At 65.1% G+C, this 19,078-nt stretch carries 19 protein-coding genes; 10 read left to right on the top strand and 9 right to left on the bottom strand.

Going from position 1 to position 19,078, the window contains the following annotated elements:
- Positions 1-55: 55 nt before the first annotated feature.
- From ASG39_RS13375 to mepA, 3 genes are all read right to left on the bottom strand, one after another.
- On the bottom strand, positions 56-1,081 hold the full coding sequence (locus ASG39_RS13375; RefSeq protein WP_062595442.1) for a glucokinase: 1,026 nt from the start codon (positions 1,079-1,081) through the stop codon (positions 56-58).
- A gap of 137 nt (positions 1,082-1,218) precedes the next feature.
- Positions 1,219-1,599 carry a methylglyoxal synthase gene (locus ASG39_RS13370; RefSeq protein WP_062595607.1) on the bottom strand — a complete coding sequence of 127 codons (381 nt, stop codon included), beginning with the start codon at positions 1,597-1,599 and terminating at the stop codon, positions 1,219-1,221.
- A gap of 74 nt (positions 1,600-1,673) precedes the next feature.
- Positions 1,674-2,768: a penicillin-insensitive murein endopeptidase gene (mepA, locus tag ASG39_RS13365; protein ID WP_062595441.1), complete on the bottom strand. Its 1,095-nt coding sequence runs from the start codon at positions 2,766-2,768 to the stop codon at positions 1,674-1,676.
- Between the two features lie 203 nt (positions 2,769-2,971).
- On the opposite strand from mepA, the gene ASG39_RS13360 reads away from it, so the two are divergent.
- The 7 genes from ASG39_RS13360 to ASG39_RS13330 all read left to right on the top strand — a co-directional run bounded on the left by ASG39_RS13360 (position 2,972) and on the right by ASG39_RS13330 (position 10,824).
- Positions 2,972-4,924: an extracellular solute-binding protein gene (locus ASG39_RS13360; protein ID WP_244481224.1), complete on the top strand. Its 1,953-nt coding sequence runs from the start codon at positions 2,972-2,974 to the stop codon at positions 4,922-4,924.
- Between the two features lie 189 nt (positions 4,925-5,113).
- Complete coding sequence (locus ASG39_RS13355) at positions 5,114-6,205, top strand: microcin C ABC transporter permease YejB (protein ID WP_062595605.1); 1,092 nt, start codon at positions 5,114-5,116, stop codon at positions 6,203-6,205.
- Complete coding sequence (locus ASG39_RS13350) at positions 6,205-7,344, top strand: ABC transporter permease (protein WP_062595440.1); 1,140 nt, start codon at positions 6,205-6,207, stop codon at positions 7,342-7,344. Before ASG39_RS13355 ends, ASG39_RS13350 begins: the two co-directional genes overlap by 1 nt.
- 58 nt (positions 7,345-7,402) lie before the next feature.
- Positions 7,403-7,705, top strand: a complete 303-nt coding sequence (locus tag ASG39_RS13345; RefSeq protein WP_062595439.1) for a hypothetical protein — start codon at positions 7,403-7,405, stop codon at positions 7,703-7,705.
- On the top strand, positions 7,702-8,199 hold the full coding sequence (locus ASG39_RS13340; protein ID WP_062595438.1) for a PIN domain-containing protein: 498 nt from the start codon (positions 7,702-7,704) through the stop codon (positions 8,197-8,199). Before ASG39_RS13345 ends, ASG39_RS13340 begins: the two co-directional genes overlap by 4 nt.
- Positions 8,196-9,824 (top strand): ABC transporter ATP-binding protein, encoded by a 1,629-nt coding sequence (locus tag ASG39_RS13335; protein WP_062595437.1) that lies wholly within the window; start codon positions 8,196-8,198, stop codon positions 9,822-9,824. The genes ASG39_RS13340 and ASG39_RS13335 overlap by 4 nt, the downstream gene beginning before the upstream one ends.
- 37 nt (positions 9,825-9,861) lie before the next feature.
- Positions 9,862-10,824, top strand: a complete 963-nt coding sequence (locus ASG39_RS13330; RefSeq protein WP_062595436.1) for a glyoxylate/hydroxypyruvate reductase A — start codon at positions 9,862-9,864, stop codon at positions 10,822-10,824.
- A gap of 10 nt (positions 10,825-10,834) precedes the next feature.
- Here the strand turns inward: ASG39_RS13330 and ASG39_RS13325 are convergent, their stop codons facing one another.
- From ASG39_RS13325 to xseA, 4 genes are all read right to left on the bottom strand, one after another.
- Entirely contained in the window at positions 10,835-11,701 is an 867-nt protein-coding gene (locus tag ASG39_RS13325) for an NlpC/P60 family protein (protein WP_062595604.1), read from the bottom strand.
- Positions 11,702-11,761: 60 nt separating this feature from the next.
- The gene (locus tag ASG39_RS13320) at positions 11,762-12,112 is read right to left on the bottom strand and encodes a MarR family winged helix-turn-helix transcriptional regulator (RefSeq protein WP_062595435.1); all 351 of its coding nucleotides are present in this window, start codon (positions 12,110-12,112) and stop codon (positions 11,762-11,764) included.
- Positions 12,113-12,183: 71 nt separating this feature from the next.
- Positions 12,184-12,786, bottom strand: coding sequence for an NAD(P)H-dependent oxidoreductase (locus ASG39_RS13315; protein ID WP_062595434.1), 603 nt, complete (start codon positions 12,784-12,786; stop codon positions 12,184-12,186).
- A gap of 70 nt (positions 12,787-12,856) precedes the next feature.
- Entirely contained in the window at positions 12,857-14,425 is a 1,569-nt protein-coding gene (gene xseA / locus ASG39_RS13310; protein WP_062595433.1) for an exodeoxyribonuclease VII large subunit, read from the bottom strand.
- A 144-nt stretch (positions 14,426-14,569) separates the two neighbouring features.
- Between xseA and ASG39_RS13305 the strand changes: the two genes are divergently transcribed.
- On the top strand, positions 14,570-14,833 hold the full coding sequence (locus tag ASG39_RS13305; protein WP_062595432.1) for a hypothetical protein: 264 nt from the start codon (positions 14,570-14,572) through the stop codon (positions 14,831-14,833).
- A 3-nt stretch (positions 14,834-14,836) separates the two neighbouring features.
- Here the strand turns inward: ASG39_RS13305 and ASG39_RS13300 are convergent, their stop codons facing one another.
- Positions 14,837-15,823: a Gfo/Idh/MocA family oxidoreductase gene (locus ASG39_RS13300; protein WP_062595431.1), complete on the bottom strand. Its 987-nt coding sequence runs from the start codon at positions 15,821-15,823 to the stop codon at positions 14,837-14,839.
- Between the two features lie 330 nt (positions 15,824-16,153).
- Between ASG39_RS13300 and ASG39_RS13295 the strand changes: the two genes are divergently transcribed.
- Positions 16,154-17,104, top strand: a complete 951-nt coding sequence (locus ASG39_RS13295; protein WP_062595430.1) for an aldo/keto reductase — start codon at positions 16,154-16,156, stop codon at positions 17,102-17,104.
- 232 nt (positions 17,105-17,336) lie between these two features.
- Here the strand turns inward: ASG39_RS13295 and ASG39_RS13290 are convergent, their stop codons facing one another.
- Entirely contained in the window at positions 17,337-17,915 is a 579-nt protein-coding gene (locus ASG39_RS13290; protein ID WP_062595429.1) for a hypothetical protein, read from the bottom strand.
- 262 nt (positions 17,916-18,177) lie between these two features.
- Between ASG39_RS13290 and ASG39_RS13285 the strand changes: the two genes are divergently transcribed.
- Entirely contained in the window at positions 18,178-19,077 is a 900-nt protein-coding gene (locus ASG39_RS13285; RefSeq protein ID WP_062595428.1) for a polysaccharide deacetylase, read from the top strand.
- Position 19,078 lies beyond the last annotated feature (1 nt).

Below are 19,078 nucleotides of genomic sequence, written 5' to 3'. Positions count from 1 at the left end.
ATTTGGCGAGTCTCCACCCATTTTGGGGGGTGGCGGCGCGGACGGCGGGTTCGCATCAGGCCTTCCAGTGACGCCCCGTGGTGGCCACGCCGAACCGGGCCGGGGTCTGCGCGAAGGCCGCAAGACCGGCAAGGGCGGCGAAGGGATGGGTGACCACATAGGTCGGGATCGAGCGCATCAGCGTGGAATGCGGCGCCTTGTCCTCGAAGGCGGCGCGAAATTCGGGCTGTTGCAGCGCGGGCAGGATTTTCTGCGAAATGCCGCCGGCCAGATAGACGCCGCCGCGCGCCATGAAGATCAGCGCCATGTCGCCCGCCACGCGGCCGAGATAGCCGGCAAACAGCGACAGGGTCTCGACGCAGGCCGGCTCGGTGCCGGAAAGCCCCGCCGCCGTGACCTCGGCCGGATCGGTGTGGGTCGGCGTCAGCCCGTCCGTGTGGCAGATCGCCTGGTAGATATTGACGATGCCGCGGCCGCAGAGCAGCTGCTCGGCGGAGATCCGGCCCTCGATGGTCTCCAGATGCGGCCAGATGGCGGTGTCGCGCGGCGTGCGCGGGCCGATATCCACATGGCCGCCCTCGCCGGGGACCGGAAAATAGGTGTCGTGCGTGTGCAGCAGGCCGGCGACGCCCAAGCCGGTGCCCGGACCGAGCACGGCGCAGGAGGCGCTTTCCATCGGCGCGCCGGCGCCGATCTGGGCGCAGTCGGTCTTGGCGATGGCGGCGACGGCCAGAGCCTGCGCCTCGAAATCGTTGAGGACGATGACATCGGAAAGCCCGAGCGTCGCGATCATGTCTGCCGGCGTGATGACCCAGCCGGCATTGGTCAGCGGGATCTCGTCGCCCTTGACCGGGGCGGCCACCGCGATGATCGCCGAGCGCGGGCGCAGGGTGGCATGCGGGAGAATGCCGGTTTCCAAGGCTGCCTGGATGCTCGGAAAGCCGCCTGTAGGCACCACGGGAAAGACGACCGGCTCGGAGGTCTCATCCGTCAGAAGCGCGAAACGGGCATTGGTGCCGCCGATGTCGCCGATCAGGATGGGGAAGGCGAGGCCGGGAACCGTTTCTGCAGACGCGGGCATGAAACCTCCTAAGGGAATCGGGCTAAGGGAATCGGGCTATTGGGGTCGGCGCGCGATCGGGGCTGCGGGCGGGAAGCGCTTCGCATGTTTTGCCGGGCCGCTCCAGTGGAAAAGACGTGACGACCGGCGCGCGGTGCTCAGAGCGGCCGGAAATCGACGAGCCGCTCGGCCGTCGCGCGGTTCAGCGCCATGGGAATGTCGTAGACGGTCGCAAGCCGCGTCAGGGCCTTGACGTCCACATCGTGCGGCAGCGACGTCAGGGGATCGATGAAGAAGATCAGGAGATCGACATCGCCGGTGGCGATCAGCGCGCCGATCTGCTGGTCGCCGCCGAGCGGCCCGCTCTTCAGCCGGGTCACGTCGAGACCGGGGCAGGCCTCCTGGACGCGGCCGCCCGTGGTGCCGGTGGCGACGATCCGCCATTCCGACAGCACCGACTGGTGGGCCTTGGCGAATTCCGCCATGTCCTGCTTCTTCAGGTCATGCGCGATCAGCGCCATGCATTTGCGACCGGTCATTCCGTCCTCCGCATCATCCTCGTCGCCCATATTTCCCGGAACCTAAATCGATTCAAGAAGAAAGTGCCGCGCCGCTACGGCTGCGCGCTCGGGCGACGGGTCGGAAGCGGAATGGCAGGATCGCCGACGGCGGCCGGCGGGCGATCGGCGGCCGGCGGCATGACGGTCGACGGCGCGGCGGGCACCGACGCCGAGACCGGCACCGTGCCGCCGAAGGTGGCCGCGGCTTCCGACGAGGCGGGCGCGGCCAGCACGCCGGTGCAGGCCTGCGGCAGATCGGACAGCATCACGAAGCGCGGCTTGACGGGTTTGGCATCCGGGTTCGGCTTGGGCTTGGCCCAGGGCTCCTTGGTAAACCACCAGGCGAGCGATTTGTCGCAGCCATCGCCGGGCGCGACCGCCGCCTGCGGCTTGCAGCCGGGCGAATCGGCCGGGCATTTGATGCGGATGTGGAAATGCTCGTCGTGGCCGTAGATCGGCCGGATCTTGCCCATCGACGTCCGGTCGCCGGTCCAGGTGTCGCAGAGCTTCTTCTTGATCGCCGGGTTGACGAACACCCGGTCGACCTCCGGCTCGCTCGCGGCCCGCATGATCAGCCGCGCATGGGTCGGCGTCCAGCGCTCCGAGTTGACGGTCAGGAACTTCGTCTTGTCGAGCATCGACACGAAAGGCCGGCTCTCGCGTTCCGCCACGCTCATCGGCCGCGCGGGCTTCGGCTGGAACCAGATGTCGGCATCGAGGCCGATCTGGTGGGAGGCATGGCCGGTGAGCATCGGCCCGCCGCGCGGCTGCGAGATATCGCCGAGCAGGATGCCCGAGCCCCAGCCGATCTCGGCCGCATCGCGCGAAAAACGCTCCAGGAACGCGATCATGTGCGGATTGCCCCAGCGCCGGTTGCGCGACAGGCGCATGGCCTGCCAGGTCGGCCCGTCGGCCGGCAGCGCCACCGCGCCCGAAAGGCAGCCCTTGGCATAGGAGCCGAGCGAGGCCGGCGCGGTTCTGCTGGGAAGCGTCATGCCGCCGAACAGCTGCTTGGCCGGCTGCGTCTCGGCCGCAAGCGCAGGCCCGAGACCGAGCGGCAGGATAAGCGCCGCGGCGATGACGGCTCTGATGGCCTGTCTGCCAGACGATCGTGGGCCGCGAGAAAATCTTGAGAGTGACGATATCATGCGGGTCTGTCCGGTTCTGTCGGGATCGGGCGGCGGGTGTCGAGAGCGATCTGTCTCACACCGTCTTTGTGTCAGACTTGCGGTCAAGTCGATTGGCACGCCGATTGACAAGCCGATTTCGCGGCTTGCCCGGACCCCCGCCTGTCAATCGGCCGCATTTCGCCTATTGTGTGCGTCGACCACGACCCAAGGAGACGAACCGCATGCGGCAGATGACGAGCAGGACGACCCGGGCACCGACCTCTGGACCCTTGACCCCCGGCACCCTGACCCTCGGCACCCTGGCTCTCGGCACCTTGGCCCTCATCGCCGCCGCCTTCCTCGCCGCCGCCGTCCTGCCCGGTCCCGCCTACGCCGAGGACCCCCAATGGCGCCACGGCCTGTCGACCATGGGCGAGCTGAAATATCCGCAAGAGTTCAAGCAGTTCGATTATGTCAACGCGGATGCGCCGAAGGGGGGCGATGTCCGGCTGGCCACCATGGGCACGTTCGACACGTTCAATCCGGTTCTGGCCAAGGGCGAGATGGCGGCCGGCGTGGTCGGTCCCGTTTCCAGCGCCTCCGGCATGTCCGTCGGGCTGGTGTTCGAAACCCTGATGAAGCCGTCGATGGACGAGGTTCTGACGGATTACGGCCTGCTCGCCGAGGCGGTCGCCTATCCCGACGATTTCGCCTGGGCGAAGTTCCGCCTCCGGCCGGAAGCGCGTTGGGCCGACGGCACGCCGGTGACGCCGGAAGACGTGATCTTCAGTTTCGACAAGGCGAAGGAACTCGATCCGAAAGCGACCTCCTATTACGGCCATATCGTCAAGGCGGAAAAGACCGGCGAGCGGGAGGTGACCTTCTCCTTCAACGAGACGGGAAACCGGGAATTGCCGAGAGTGGCGGGCGGCCTCCTCGTCGTGCCCAAACACTGGTGGGAGGGCAAGGACGCGCAAGGACGCCAGCGGGACATTTCCCGCACGACGCTCGAGATACCCATGGGCTCCGGTCCCTACAAAATGGCCTCCATGAAGGCCGGCTCGACCGTCACATACGCGCGTCGCGACGATTATTGGGGCAAGGACCTGAACGTCAATATCGGGCAGAACAACTTCGGAAGCATCGGTTTCACCTATTTCGCGGATCTCGACGTCGCCTTCGAGGCTTTCCGGTCGGGCAATGCCAACTACCGCTGGGAGAACTCCGCGCGCCGCTGGGCCACGTCCTACGACTTCCCCGCCGTCAAGGACGGCCGGATCAAGCTCGAGCGGCTGGAGAACGACAGTCGCGACAGCGGCGTCATGGTGGGTTTCATCTTCAACCTGCGGCGCGATGCGTTCAAGGACGTCCGGGTGCGCGAGGCTCTGAACTATGCGCTCGATTTCGAGGAACTGAAGCGGACGATCTTCTTCAACGAGTATAATCGCATCGACAGCTTTTTCTTCCCGACCGAACTGGCGTCGTCAGGGCTGCCGCAGGGACGCGAACTGGAGATCCTCACGGACCTCAAGGACAAGGTTCCGCCGAGCGTTTTCACCAAGCCCTACAGCAATCCCGTCGGCGGCGACCCCGCCAAGCTGCGCGACAACCTGCGCAAGGCGATCGGCCTTCTGAAGGAGGCCGGCTTTGAGCTCAAGAACAATCAGATGATCGAGACGAAGACCGGCAAGCCGCTCGCCTTCGAGATCCTGCTCGACGGCACGACCATCGAACGGGTCGCCTTGCCCTTCAGCCAGAACCTGCGGAAGATCGGCATCGAAGCCCGCGTTCGCACCGTCGACAGCTCCCAATACACCAATCGCTGGCGGTCGAAGGATTTCGACGCGATCTACCTCGGCTGGGCACAGTCTCTCCATCCGGGCAACGAGCAGACGGAATACTGGGGCACCGCGGCGGCATCGCGGGACGGGTCGCAGAATTTCTCCGGTCTTGCCGATCCGGGCGTCGATGCCCTGATCCGGAAAGTGATCTTTGCCAAGGATCGCGACGACCTGGTCGCATCGACCAAGGCGCTCGATCGGGTTCTCCTCGCGCATCACATCATCGTGCCGACCTATGCGTCGCGCGATATGCGGATCGCCTATGCACGAGACCTGACGCATCCGCAAAACCTGCCGGAATATGCCGTCGGATTTCCCGCGATCTGGTGGTCCGCCGCCGCGAAAGCTCCATGAAAGCCTTGCGCGTCAGACTGGCCTGCTTTTCATAGGCAGGCCGCGAATCAGGAACGGGAACGTCAGCGCATTGATCGCACATTGCAAAATCGGGTTTAACGACAGGTTCAACCAGACGGGGGTCCGCCGTTGCGGTCTCTGCACCGCCATCACGCCGATGGCGCGGCGCATGTCGGGCGTGCGGATCTGATGGGCGGCTATATCCTGCGTCGCCTGCTTCTGATGATCCCGACGATCGTCGGCATCATGGCCATCTCCTTTGCCGTCGTGCAGTTCGCGCCCGGCGGTCCGGTCGAGCAGGTCATTGCCGACCTGACCGGGCCGAACCAGGGCGGCGACCGGCTGTCGGGCGGCGGCGGCGATCTTGCCGGCGCGTCCGGCGGCGACCAGAGCGGCAGCAGCTATCGCGGCGCCCAGGGGCTCGATCCGGATTTCATCGCCAAGCTCGAAAAGCAGTTCGGCTTCGACAAGCCGCCGCTGGAGCGCTTCCTGACGATGATGTGGAACTATGCGCGCTTCGATTTCGGCGAGAGCTTCTTCCGCAACACCTCGGTCATCGATCTGATCCTCGACAAGATGCCGGTCTCGATCTCGCTCGGCCTGTGGATCCTCATCCTCTCCTATGCGATCTCGATCCCGCTCGGCATCAAGAAGGCGGTGTCGGACGGCTCGCGCTTCGACGTCTGGACCTCCGGCATCGTCATCGTCGGCTATGCCGTGCCGGGCTTCCTGTTCGGCATCCTGCTGATCGTGCTGTTTGCGGGCGGCTCCTTCCTCGACTGGTTTCCGCTGCGCGGCCTCGTCTCGGACAATTTCAGCCAGCTCACCTGGTGGCAGAAGATCCTGGATTATCTCTGGCACATGACGCTGCCGCTGATCACGCTGCTGCTCTCGGCCTTTGCCACCACGACGCTGCTGACCAAGAATTCCTTCATCGACGAAATCCGCAAGCAATATGTCGTCACCGCCCGCGCCAAGGGGCTGGCGGAGCGGCAGGTGCTGTATCGTCACGTGTTTCGCAACGCCATGCTGATCATCATCGCCGGCTTTCCCGCCGCCTTCATCTCGGCCTTCTTCACCGGCTCGCTGCTGACCGAATACATCTTCTCGCTCGATGGCCTGGGGCGTCTCGGCTACGACGCCGTCGTCAAGCGCGATTATCCGATCGTGTTCGGCACGCTGTTCATCTTCTCGCTGATGGGCCTCGTCGTCAGCCTGCTGTCGGACCTCATCTATACCTGGGTCGATCCGCGCATCGATTTCGAGCGGAGGGACGTCTGATGGCGTTGATCGCAAACCCCGCCGTGGTCGCTCCGCCGAAGACGGGCCGGCTTTCGCCCGTCGCCCGGCGGCGCTGGGAGAATTTCAAGGCGAACCGGCGCGGTTACTGGTCGCTCTGGATCTTCCTGGCGCTCTTCGGCTTCAGCCTCTGCGCCGAATTCATCGCCAACGACCGGCCGGTCCTCGTCTCCTACAAGGGCGAGCTGCTCGTGCCCGTGCTGGTCAATTACCCGGAAGAGACGTTCGGCGGCTTCCTCGCCGAGACCGACTATGCCTCCGACTTCATCCGCGAGGAGATCGAGGCGAACGGCTGGATGATCTGGCCGCCGATCCGCTATTCCTATCGCAGCGCCAATTCCAACATCCCGCATTCCGCACCCACGGCGCCCTTCTGGACGATGAGCGCGGCGGAGCGCTGCTCGGGCTACCCGCAGGGCGAGGCCGATCGCGGCTGCACGCTCGGCAATTTCAACTGGCTCGGCACCGACGACCAGGCGCGCGACGTCGCCGCCCGCACGATCTACGGTTTCCGCATCTCGGTGCTTTTCGGCCTGGCGCTCACCATCGCCTCGGCCATCGTCGGCGTCACCGCCGGCGCGATCCAGGGCTATTTCGGCGGCTGGACGGACCTGCTGATGCAGCGCTTCATCGAGATCTGGTCGTCCATGCCGGTGCTCTACATTCTCCTGATCATCGCGGCCATTCTCCCGCCCGGCTTCTTCGTGCTGCTCGGCATCATGCTGCTGTTCTCCTGGGTCGGCTTCGTGGGCGTGGTCCGGGCCGAATTCCTGCGGGCGCGCAATTTCGAATATGTCCGCGCCGCCCGGGCGCTCGGCGTCGGCAATGCCACCATCATGTGGCGCCATCTCCTGCCGAACGCCATGGTCGCCACGCTCACCTTCCTGCCCTTCATCCTCTCGGGCTCCATCACCACGCTCACCTCGCTCGACTTCCTCGGCTTCGGCATGCCGCCCGGCTCGCCATCGCTCGGCGAACTCATCGCCCAGGGCAAATCCAACCTCCAGGCCCCCTGGCTCGGCATTACCGCCTTCCTGGTGATGTCGATCATGCTGTCGCTGCTGATCTTCATCGGCGAAGCCGCACGCGACGCCTTCGATCCGCGAAAGACGTTCGGATGATCTCGTCAGACACCTCGGCAAGGATTAGGATGGGTGCGACCTCTTCTGGAGAACGGACATGAACAAGATCGTTCGCGAATTCTATCCCGTGTCGCGCCTGCCGGACGATCTCAAATCCGGGCTGGACGAAGATGCACTTGTCCGCATCGTTATCGAGGAAACGCCGGAGGACGGGTCCGGATCGCCGGAAACGATTTGGGCTGGCTACCCCGAGGATGAAGAAGCATCCCGCCCGAAGACGTCCATCGCCGAGACGCTTGAGGGGATCCGCCTCTACAAGGCAAGCCATCCCTCCACCGAGACGGAAGAACAGGTCGTGCGTCGTATTCGGGAGCTCCGCGACGAGTGGGATGACGAATGACGATTGCGCCACGTGTCTATCTGGATACCAGCGCCTTCATCTTTGCCGTCGAGGAGACGTCCGTTCGCTCGGATCTCCTCCATGCGCTGTTCTCCGCGTCCGCAAAACGCGCGACGCCCATGCTGGTGACGAGCGAACTGACCCTTGCCGAGGTGCTCGTCAAACCCTACCGAGAGGCCGACGATGTGCTGACCCGGCGTTACGAGGATCTCGTTCGCTCCAGCCGGACGCTCGTCTTGCAGCCGGTCGGCCGTCGAACATTGAAATATGCCGCCTATCTTCGCACCCGAAACCGGATGAAGCTGCCGGATGCCGTTCATCTCTCAACGGCGGTCGGATCGCGTTGCACCCACTTCCTCACCTCAGACGATGGCTTGCGGAAATGTCGTACAGCCGATCATGTCGGTCTGGGTCTGGTGGGCTTGGACCCGATGACGATGGCCGCTCCCGACATCCCCACGCTCACCACCCTTCTGGAATCGCTTTCCCCATGACCGAACCGCTGCTTTCCGTGCGCGATCTCTCCGTTGCCTTCCACCAGGGCGGCAAGACCTCTCTGGCGGTCGATCGGATATCGTTCGACATCACGAAGGGCGAGGTGGTGGCGCTGGTCGGCGAGTCCGGTTCCGGCAAGTCGGTCTCGGCCAATTCGATCCTGAAGCTCCTGCCGTATCCCGCCGCGAGCCATCCGAGCGGGGAGATCCTGTTCAACGGGCGCGACCTCCTGACGATCGGCGATGCCGACCTCAGAGATGTGCGCGGCAACGACATCACGATGATCTTCCAGGAGCCGATGACCTCGCTCAATCCGCTCCATTCGATCGAGCGGCAGATCGCCGAGATCCTCGACCTCCACCAGGGCATCAAGCCGGCGCAGGCGCGGCCGCGCGTGCTGGAGCTTCTGCACCAGGTCGGCATCCGCGAGCCGGAAAAGCGCCTGAAGGCCTATCCGCACGAGCTTTCGGGCGGCCAGCGCCAGCGCGTGATGATCGCCATGGCGCTTGCCAACCGGCCCGAGCTGCTGATCGCCGACGAGCCGACGACCGCGCTCGACGTGACCGTGCAGGCGCAGATCCTCGAGCTTCTGAAGCAATTGAAGGACGCGCATGGCATGTCCATGCTGTTCATCACCCACGATCTCGGCATCGTCCGCAAGATCGCCGACCGCGTCTGCGTCATGACGAAGGGAAAGATCGTGGAGACGGGGCCGACGGCCGAGATCTTCGACAATCCGCAACACGCCTATACCCGCCATCTCCTGGCCTCCGAGCCGCGCGGCGAGCCGCCGGCCTCCGACGAGACGAAGCCCATCGTCATCGAGGCGAAGGACATGAAGGTCTGGTTTCCGATCAAGGCGGGTTTTCTGCGCAAGACGGTGGATCACGTGAAGGCGGTCGACGGGATCGACCTGACGCTGCGCGCCGGCCAGACGCTCGGCGTCGTCGGGGAATCCGGTTCCGGCAAGACGACGCTCGGCCTCGCGCTCACCCGGCTCATCGGGTCGCAGGGACGCATCGGCTTCGAGGGACGGAATATCGAGGGCTACTCCTTCAGCCAGATGCGGCCGCTGCGCCGGCGCATGCAGATCGTCTTCCAGGATCCCTTCGGCTCGCTCAGCCCGCGCATGGCGGTGTCCGATATCATCGGCGAGGGGTTGCAGGTGCACGAGCCGGCGCTGTCGGCGCGGGAGCGCGATGCGCGCGTGGCCGAAGCGCTAGATGAGGTGGGGCTCGACGCGGCGACGCGCTGGCGCTATCCGCACGAGTTTTCCGGCGGACAGCGCCAGCGCATCGCGATCGCCCGTGCCATGGTGCTGAAACCCCAGTTCGTCATGCTGGACGAGCCGACCTCGGCGCTCGACATGAGCGTGCAGGCCCAGGTGGTCGATCTCCTGCGCGACCTCCAGGCCCGCCACGGCCTCGCCTATCTCTTCATCAGCCATGACCTGAAGGTCGTCAGGGCGCTGGCGAACGACATGATCGTCATGCGGCTCGGCAAGGTCGTGGAGAAGGGGCCGGCCGAAGCGATCTTCACGGCCCCGCGCGAGGACTATACCAAGGCCCTCATGGCGGCCGCCTTCGATCTCAAGGCCGTGCCCGTTCCCGCCGCGCGCCCGTAGACGGCCGCCCAGAAGACCCGATCAGCCGGACACCATCATGCCTCCCAAAGCCGCTCCCGTCGTCATCGACCTGAAGTTCAACCCGGACGAAGTGAAGGCAGCGCTTGCCGATGCCTTTCCCGGCCGCGACGTCGTCAATCGCGCCGATCCCGCCCAGGCCGGACGCGATCTCGCGCAGGCCCGCTATGCCGTCGTCTGGAAATCGCAGCCCGACCTCTTCGCGCGGGCGCCGAACCTTGCAGCCGTCTTTTCCGGCGGCGCCGGCGTCGATCATGTTCTGACCCTGCCGGGGCTGCCGGATGTGCCGCTGGTCCGCTTCGTCGATCCGACGCTCACCACGCGCATGAGCGAATGGGTGGCGCTGCAATGCCTGCTGCATCTGCGCCAGCACGGGCGCTATGCGGAACAGGCGCAGCGCGGGGCGTGGGCCGAACTTCCGCAGCCGGAAGCGCGAGACCTCACCGTCGGCGTCATGGGCCTCGGCGTGCTCGGGCAGGATGCGGCGCGCAAATTGCAGACCCTGGGGTTTACCGTGACCGGCTGGTCCCGCCGGAAAAAGACGCTCAATGGGATCGAGACCTATGACGAGAGCGGCCTCGACGCCTTTCTCGCCCGCACGGACATCCTCGTCGGGCTGCTGCCGCTGACGGCGGAGACGCGCGGCCTGTACGATGCAACGCTTTTTGCAAAGCTCAGCCGCAAGGGGCCGTTCGGCGCACCGGTCTTCATCAATGCCGGGCGGGGCGGCAGCCAGGTGGAGGCCGATATCATCGCGGCGCTCCGCTCCGGCGGGCTGCACGGCGCCTCGCTCGACGTCTTCTCCACCGAGCCACTGGAGGCCGATAGTCCGCTCTGGACGCTTCCGAACTGCATCGTGACGCCCCACGCCGCGGCGGCCTCCGATGTCAAAGCGCTCTTCCGGCAAGTGGAAGCGCAGATCGAACGCCACGAGGCGGGACTGCCCTTCGAGCATCTGGTCGATCGAACAGCCGGCTATTGATTGTGTCGCGTTACATCCCTTCGACCGGGCGACGGAAGGCGGTGGGCTGGTCGTAGAGCCAGCCGATCCGCTCGATGGATTCGGTCAGGCCTTCGCGGGCGACCGTCATCGTGTTGCCATTGGCATGGATCAGCGTCGCCTCGTCCTCCATGATCGCGACATGGCCCTTCCAGAAAACGAGGTCGCCGCGGCGCAGCGCGTCGCGGGCGATCTCCCGGCCGAGCGACATCGCCTGCATGTCGGTGTCGCGCGGCGCGCTGACGCCGGTCATCATCAGCGACAATTGCACGAGGCCCGAGCAATCGATGCCGAAGCCGGAGCGGCCGCCCCAGAGATAGGGCGTTTCGAGGAAGCGGGCGGCGATGGCGACGTAATCGCGTGGGTGCGCCTCGCCGACCGGCGCGCAGTGGCCCGCGACGACGGCCTGTCCGTTGTCGAGCAGGAAATAGCGCGTGCCGCGCGTGCTGCGCTCGTCGATCGCGGTGATGCGGCTGCCCATCGACAGGGCCTGCACGGTGGGGAAGCGCAGATCCGGCCCGGAATAGACGAAGGTGCGTGGCGCCGTGATGATGTGCGTCGGGCTCTTCTGGATGCTGACCACGGCGAAATCCGGGATATAGCCGACATAGCTGTCGGCATCCGCCTTGACCCAGGCCCAGCCATGCGATGTGTCGAGCACGCGCACGGTTTCGCCGATCAGCAGTTCCGTGTCCGTGCCGCAGCCGAGATCCGGCTCGGCCCGCAGGGGCATCACCGGCACGCAGCAGACGGCGGAAGAGCCGGCGGTATAGGCAAGCGCATCGACATGGCCGCGCAGGCCTTCCTCCGCGAGATCCGGGCGATAGGCATGAAGCCTGCGGTCGAAGGAATGGGTCATCATGCTCACATGGCCGGAGGTCTGGGACGGAGGACTGGGACGGAGGTCTGGAAAGAGATCCTAGAGGGACAGTCTACGACCGCGATCAATGATCAGATCGCCGAGTTTTTCAAGATAGAGCGCGCCGGTGACGGTGCGTTTGATGACGACGTTGCGCCGGTCGCGCGCGTCGCGCACCCGCTCCACCAGCCCGCGCTCGCCCATCGTGTCCAGCGCCCGCGTGATGACAGGCTTGGTGACGCCGAGCGTGGCGGCGAGACCGCGCACCGTATGCGGCGGCGGCACGAGGTAGATATGGAGCAGGATGGCCATCTGCCGCAGCGTCAGGTCGCCGGTCTCGATGCGAACCTGATCGAGCGAAACCGTATGCCAGAGCGTCAGCGCCTGCGTTGCGGACAGTTCGACCGGCATGATCCCTCCGGGTCCATCGGAAAACAGGAACCAACTTGTCCCGGAAAATCGTTACGGAAGCGTTCTCGTTTTCACGGTCTCGGCCCGATACGGTGCAGGTGTCGCGCGATCCGGTCGAGATGGGCGCGGCGCCGGGCGTCCGTCGCCCGGTCCATGTCGTGCAGCGACAGCATCGTGAAGTCCACGCCCCGGGCGCAGAACGGCGCGATGCCGCGCTTGAGCAGGCGGCGGACGGGATCGCCCATGACGAGGCGGGCGATCCACCAGGGCGAGCCGGTGGTCGTATAGGCATGGAGCAGGCGGATATTGATCAGCTTGCGCACGATCCGCCCGCCCGCCGCGTCATGGGTGAAGGCGATGCCCGGCGCGAAGACGCGGTCGAAGAAGCCCTTGAGGATGGCCGGGAAATTGAACCACCATTGCGGAAAGACGAGGATCAGCCCGTCGGCCGCAGACAGTCGCTCGACGATCGGACCGACGCCGGTGCTGTCATAGGGGTCGTCGAAATAACCGCGGCGCTCGGCCCGGCTCAGGCGCGGGTCGAAATCCTCCGCATAGAGATCGAGACGATCGACGCTGTGGCCCTGCGCTTCCAGCGCCCGCGTCGCGGTGTCGGCCACCGCGGCGGCAAAGCTGTCCGGCAGGGGATGGGCGAGCACGAGAAGGAAATGCATCGGAGACCCCTTAAAACCGTTCGTCGTCGCATCGACCTGTGGAGACCGGCCCCGCCGTCGCTCCCGAACGCTAGAACAGACTGCCCTGCTTGGCCGGTTCCGCGCCGCCGCGCTTGCGCTGCCTGGGCGGCGTGCCCTCGGTGGTGATGGCGCCGACCGTGCCGTCGGCAAATTGCAGGGCCACCGACTGGCCGTTGGAAAGCGCGGCCGCGGCCTTGACCGGGGCGCCGTCCGCATCCCGCACGATCGCATAGCCGCGGGCCAGCACGTTCTGGTAGGAGAGCGACTGCAGCACCCGGTCCTGGGCGGAGACCGCGCTGCGGGCGCGGCGCAGATCGGCGATGACGGCGGCATCGGCCCGGCCCGACAGGCCTTTCAGCCGATCGCCCGAGCGATGGATCTGCGAGAGCAGCCGCACGGGCAGGCCGCGCAGGGCCGCATCCGCCGAGGTCACCCGCGAGCCGGCCCGCGCGATCAGCCGCTCGACATTGCGTTCGGCCCGCACCATCCGCTCCGAGAGACGCTGGCGGCGATCGTTGATCCGGGCGGTGAGGATATCGGGACGCAGATGCGCGCCGACGCGCTCATAGCTGCGGCGCTTGTCGGCGGTGTTGCGGATCAGCCCGCGCACCAGCCCGGACGCCGCCTCGTCGAAGCGGCGGCGGGGAAGGGCGAGCACCTGATCGAGCGAGGGCAGCGCGCGGGCGAGCGCGCGCAGCGATTGCCGGCGATTGTCCATGTGCCGGCCGGCGGCGTTGCGCAGGCGGGCGGTGAGCGCCGACAGCGTCGCCTCGAGATCGGCCCGCACCGGCACCGCCATTTCCGCGGCCCCGGTCGGCGTCGGCGCGCGTCGGTCGGCCGCATGGTCGATCAGCGTCCAGTCGGTCTCGTGCCCCACGGCCGAGATCAGCGGGATATCGGAGGCCGCGGCGGCCCGCACCACGGCCTCGTCGTTGAAGCCCCAGAGGTCTTCGAGACTGCCGCCGCCGCGCGCGACGATCAGCACGTCCGGCCGCGCGATCGGACCGCCGGGTTCCAGTGCGTTGAAGCCGCGAATGGCGGCGGCCACCGCGTTGCCCGACCCTTCGCCCTGCACCTTGACCGGCCAGACGACGACATGCACCGGAAAGCGATCGGCGATGCGGTGCAGGATATCGCGGATGACGGCGCCGGTCGGCGACGTCACCACGCCGATGACGCGCGGCATGAAGGGCAGGAGCTGCTTGCGGCTTTCCTCGAACAGGCCTTCGGCGGCGAGCTTGCGCCGGCGCTCCTCCAGAAGCGCCATCAGCGCGCCGGCACCGGCCGGCTCCAGCGTCTCGATCATGATCTGGTACTTGGACGAGCCCGGAAAGGTGGTGACCTTGCCGACCGCGATGACCTCCATGCCCTCTTCGGGCTTGAAGCGCAGCTTGCCCATCGTGCCCTTCCAGACCACGGCATCGATGCGGGCGCGGTCGTCCTTCAGCCCGAAATAGGCATGGCCCGAGGAATGCGGACCGCGATAGCCGCAGATCTCGCCGCGCACGCGCACCTGGTCGAAGGCCTGCTCCATCGTCCGCTTGATCGAGCCGGACAGCTCGGAAACGGAATATTCCCAAAGGTTTGACGGCGAATCGGCATCGAAGGAAAAGCTCATGCCCCATTCTGACGCGCGGCGGCGTCGATGACCAGACGCCGCGTTCGAGCGAAGAATTCCGGTGCCGGTTTTCCCCGCCTCTTCCGGCTGCGGCATCCTGTCGGGACAAGACCGTCAACAACCGGAAAAAAGGACCGCAGCACCATGACCGACCGTTACGCCCACACGGCAGACTCCCTTTCGAGCCCCGCCACGCATGCCTTCGCCATCACGCCCGCCGACGCGCTCGATCTGCCGGAGACGACGCGGGCGATCTTCGTCGGCTCCGGCGGTGCGATCGCGCTGCGCATGCAGTCGGGCGCGCTCGTCACGCTCGCCGGCGTTCCCCAGGGCACGCTCCTGCCGCTGCGGGCCGACCGCATTTTTGCGTCCGGCACCACGGCATCGGGCCTTGTCGGGCTCGTCTGAGCCTCAGACGGCTTCCCAGCCGTCCTTGTCGCTGGCGCGGTAGATCGCGTCGATGAAGGCCTGATTGGCGCGCGAGTTTTCGAGCGTCACCACGGCATCCTCTCCCCCCGTGGCCGCGCGTGAAAAGGCTTCGGCCTGAAGCTTGTACTGGCGCGTGTCCTGAAAGCGGAAAAGCTGGGACTGGCTGTGGTTCTGGTTGGTCAGGACCACTTCTTGGCGGCCGTAGCGCTCGGCATTGAAGGGGGAGGTCACCTCGATCACGCCCTCTTCGCCGTGGAACACCATGACCTGACGCGCGGCGAGCTGGGTCGAGATGTAGAAGGACAGCTCGAACCCGCCGAAATCGGCCCGCACGCTCGAATAGATATCGGTGCCGAAGGTCGCATCCCGCTCGGTGGTCGCCTGCACGCGCTGCGGCTCGATGCCTGTGGAGAAACGGGTGGCCATGGTCGGGTAGACGCCGATATCGGGAAGCCCGCCGCCGCCGAGCGCCGGAATGTTGCGCATGTTCGCCGGGTCGCGGTTGAAATAGGTGAAGGCGCCCTGCACATGCCGCAGCCGGCCGATCGCCCCTTCGGCAAGCAGCGCCCGCACCTTGTGCCAGACGGGGCTGTAGGTGATCATATAGGCTTCCGAGATCAGCACGCCCGTGCGGTCCCGCGCCTCGATCAGCCGGTCGATCTCCTGCGCCTTGAGCGCGATCGGCTTTTCGCAGAGCACGTGCTTGCCGGCTTCCGCAGCCCGGATCGACCATTCGACATGCTGGGCGGTCGGCAGGGGAATGTAGACGGCATCGATCACGTCGGAGGCCAGCATCTCCTCATAGCTCGCAAAGGCGTGCGGCACGGAAAACCGGTCGGCCATCTCCCGCGCCCGGGCACCATCGCGGCTGGCAATGGCGGTGACGACGCAATTTTCCGCGTCCTGAATGGCGGGGACGACCGCGTCGCGACCGATCTTGGCGGTCGACAGAATTCCGAACCTCAACATAACCTGCTTCTCCCTGATGGTGCGCCGGACGAGACCCTTTGCCGGGAACACGGGTTCACGGCAAAGGGTCTCGTCCTTGTTGACCGCATGGCGTATGCGCGAAACCGCGGCACACATTTGCGCGACATGCTTATGCCATGGCACGGACGGACTGTCTGTCTCGCGACCCGGACATGACCCCGCTTCCCCCATGTTTCTGGTTTGGCTTTCCCAAGGCCCGTCGCACCTTTTGACCGGCCGGCCCTGTCAGGCGGCGTGACGGGGGCCTATGTCGAAGGCTGGGCTGCGGCCCCGAACCCCTTTTATCCGAGACCAAACCGGAGAGTTTCCATGGAAAAGAGAAATCTGGGCCGTACGGGGCTGTCGATCGCGCCGCTGGTGTTCGGGGGCAACGTGTTCGGCTGGACCGCCGACGAGACGACGTCCTTCCGCCTGCTCGACGCCTTCTTCGATGCCGGCTTCAACGCCATCGACACGGCCGACGTCTATTCCGCCTGGGCACCGGGCAACAAGGGCGGCGAGTCCGAGACGATCATCGGCAAATGGCTGCGCCAGACGAAGCGCCCGCGCGACGAGGTCGTGATCATCACCAAGGTCGGCTCCGACATGGGCGAGGGGCGCAAGGGCCTGTCGGAACAGTGGATTTCCAAGGCCGTCGACGATTCGCTCCTGCGCCTCAACACCGATCATATCGATCTCTACCTCTCGCACTGGCCGGATGCCGACACGCCGTACGAGGAGACGCTCGGCGCCTATGAGGCGCTGGTGAAAAAGGGCAAGATCCGCGCCATCGGCGCCTCCAACCTCGATGCCGGCCAGCTGCGCCAGTCGCTCGACGTCGCCAGGGACAACGGCCTGCCGCGCTACGACGTTCTCCAGCCGGAATACAATCTCTACGACCGGTCGGGCTTCGACGGCGCGCTGCGCAATCTCTGCATCGCCGAGGAGATCGGCGTCATCACCTACTACAGCCTCGCCTCCGGCTTCCTCTCGGGCAAGTACCGCTCGCACAAGGACCTCGAAGGCAAGGTACGTGGCAAGGGCGTGGAGAAATATCTCGACGGCCGCGGCATGCGCATTCTCGGTGCGCTGGACGAGATCGCGGCGGAAAAGCACGGGACGCAGGCCGAAATCGCGCTGGCCTGGATCATGGCCCGCCGCGGCGTGACTGCTCCGATCGCGAGTGCCACGAGCCTCGACCAGCTGCAGAGCCTGACGAAGGCGGCCGAGATCGATCTCTCGGACGAGGATTGCCAGCGGCTGAACGAGGCGAGCGAATAGGAAAGCTCGCCCCCACGTCCGCCGTCGTTCCGGCCTCAAGCCGGAATGGCGTCCGGCCTCCGCGAGATGAGAAAGAGGTCCCTGACCTGCCGGACGTCAGGTCGCGCGATTCCAGGTCGAGCCCGCCTTCAAACCTCGACAGAAACGATCGCCAGAACGGGGCTTCTCAAAAACGCACCCTCATCCTGCTGCGTAAGCTGCGGCCCCAGACAACTCTCGGTGCCGCCGCACGTCAAAATGCCGAAACCGGATTATATCCGCTGTTCAGAAGCGTGCGCGCACCACTCAATATAAAGGCGTCATCGGCCGTCTTCCCATCAGCGTTCGCCTTGATGAATTTGACGATCGTGTTGTAAGTCTCCTTGACTCCTTTCCAATCAACGCTTTCGATCGTCTGGATGTCCGCCTCCGAAACCGCACGCTTTTTATATCCGGCAGCCGTGCCCACACCCAGCGTCGACTTGAGAATGGAGTTCGAACCGACAACGACTCCTCCGAGGTATAACTGGATGAGTGGGTATCCTAGGATGGATGTGCGCACGCCCTGACGTCCATCAAAATTCACCTTGTTGTCTTTCAGGTGGCACCATTTTTCACCGACGGTCGGGACAATTTGAAGCAGCAAGAGACCCGCTTTATCAGCTGGCGAACCTGCTCCCATTTCATTGAAATCTTCGACGTTTTCAATTTTTCTGATTGGCCTATCTAGAGCCGACAGGGATTCGTAAATTTTCCCAAGGTCGTCTTTGATGATGTACGCTATCAGATTATCAAGGTCTCGCAGATCAGCGACGAAATCTGTTCTAGGCATACAATATACTCCATACTCCGTTTAATTATATGGAGCGAACGTTGTCGGCGCCCAATGTTTGTTGAGACCGTCCAGGGCCTTCACCTCTCTTGGGACGGAAGTAAGACTATCCGCCTTCCGTCTTCACAGCAATTTCTGGACGCTGTCCTCCACCCGCGATGATCGTGCCTCCTTCCGAAACAACCTTTTGGAGGCCGTTGACCTGCCGGCAGGCCTCTCTAAGCTGATGCTTTCGGCGCACTCGGGATAAGGAATGACAGCAATGGCAAAAGAGATCTTCGTTTCCTACGGCATCGATGTGGATGCCGTCGCGGGGTGGCTCGGTTCCTATGGCGGGGAGGACAGTCCCTGCGATATCTCGCGCGGCGTCTTCGCCGGCAAGGTCGGCAGCGTCCGCCTGCTGAAGATGTTTCAGGCCTGGGGCATCCGGACCACCTGGTTCATTCCCGGCCATTCCATCGAGACCTTCTGGGACGAGATGAAGGCCGTGGCCGACGCAGGCCACGAGATCGGCATGCATGGCTACAGCCACGAGAACCCGATCGCCATGACGCCGGAGCAGGAAGAGGCGATCTTCGACAAATGCGTCGATCTGATCACCCAGCTCTCGGGCAAGCCGCCGCGCGGCTATGTCGCGCCCTGGTGGGAGTTCGGTTCCAAGACCAATGCCCTGCTCAAGGAAAAGGGCATCCTCTACGACCACTCCCTGATGCACAACGACCACTTCCCCTATTATGTCACCGTGGGCGACGAATGGACGAAGATCGACTATTCGCAGCATCCCTCCACCTGGATGAAGCCCTATGTGGCGGGCCCCGAGACGGACCTGATCGAGATCCCGGCTTCCTGGAACCTCGACGATCTCCCGCCGATGATGTTCATCAAGGCCGCGCCCAACAGCCACGGCTTCGTCAGCCCGCGCGATCTGGAGCAGCAGTGGCTCGACCAGTTCGAATGGGTCTACGAGAATTACGACTATGCCGTCTTCCCGATCACCATCCATCCCGATGTTTCCGGCCGGCCGCATGTCTTGAAGATGCACGAACGCCTGTTCAAGACGCTGAAGGGCTACGAGGGCGTAAAATTCGTGACGATGGAGGAGATCGCGCAGGATTTCGCCACGCGCTTCCCCCGCTCGGGCAGGGAGCGGCCGAAGCCCTGAC

The sequence above is a fragment of the Rhizobium sp. Leaf371 genome (assembly GCF_001424045.1).
Taxonomy (GTDB): Bacteria; Pseudomonadota; Alphaproteobacteria; order Rhizobiales; family Rhizobiaceae; genus Ferranicluibacter.
Note: the sequence above shows the minus strand (reverse complement) of the source record. Positions and strands in the feature narration are given on the sequence as shown.